The sequence below is a fragment of the Sphingobacterium cavernae genome (assembly GCF_008520265.1).
Taxonomy (GTDB): domain Bacteria; phylum Bacteroidota; class Bacteroidia; order Sphingobacteriales; family Sphingobacteriaceae; genus Sphingobacterium; species Sphingobacterium cavernae.
The window spans coordinates 1-515 of the sequence record NZ_VIQM01000048.1 but is presented as its reverse complement, the minus strand read 5'-3'; the positions used below and the strand labels follow the sequence as shown (position 1 = coordinate 515).

General features: G+C 37.5%; 1 protein-coding gene and 1 pseudogene. Both read left to right on the top strand.

Going from position 1 to position 515, the window contains the following annotated elements; translation table 11 throughout:
• The first annotated feature begins 20 nt into the window (after positions 1–20).
• Positions 21–215, top strand: coding sequence for a DUF4372 domain-containing protein (locus FLS47_RS19005; protein ID WP_223225213.1), 195 nt, complete (start codon positions 21–23; stop codon positions 213–215).
• Positions 146–515 (top strand): annotated as a pseudogene (locus FLS47_RS09700) (IS4 family transposase); the annotation flags it as partial. The gene FLS47_RS19005 and the pseudogene FLS47_RS09700, both read left to right, overlap by 70 nt.

Genomic DNA, 515 nt, shown 5'->3' with positions numbered 1-515 from the left:
GCAAATCTGTTTTCGGACAGCTGATTTCGTTAATTGACGATAAGATCATAAAAAGTGCAGTAAAAAAAAGCAGTTCGGATCGTTACGTTAAACGTTTTACAACTAAAGACCACCTGATTAGTATGTTATTTTGTTCTTTTTCCAAATGCACTTCCTTGCGCGAGATATCTGGGGCCATCTTGGTTTATCAGGTAAGACCGGCCATTTCCAATTAAATCACATTCCAAAAAGAAGTACTTTGTCCGATGCGAATAAGAAAAGAGACGTGGGAGTTTTTGAAAACATATACCATCAACTATTGAATCAATATGGCCATTTTTTATCGGACAGCCGAATTAAAGATGTTATCAATAAACAGGTTAAAATTTTTGACAGCACGACAATAAGCTTATTTAAAGACATTTTAAGCTGTGTTGGCCGGAATCCTCGAAATGGTAAAAGAAAAGGAGGGATCAAAGTTCATACCGTAATCCATGCGGATGAAATCGTGCCGGAGTTGGTCTGGTTTAGTGCAG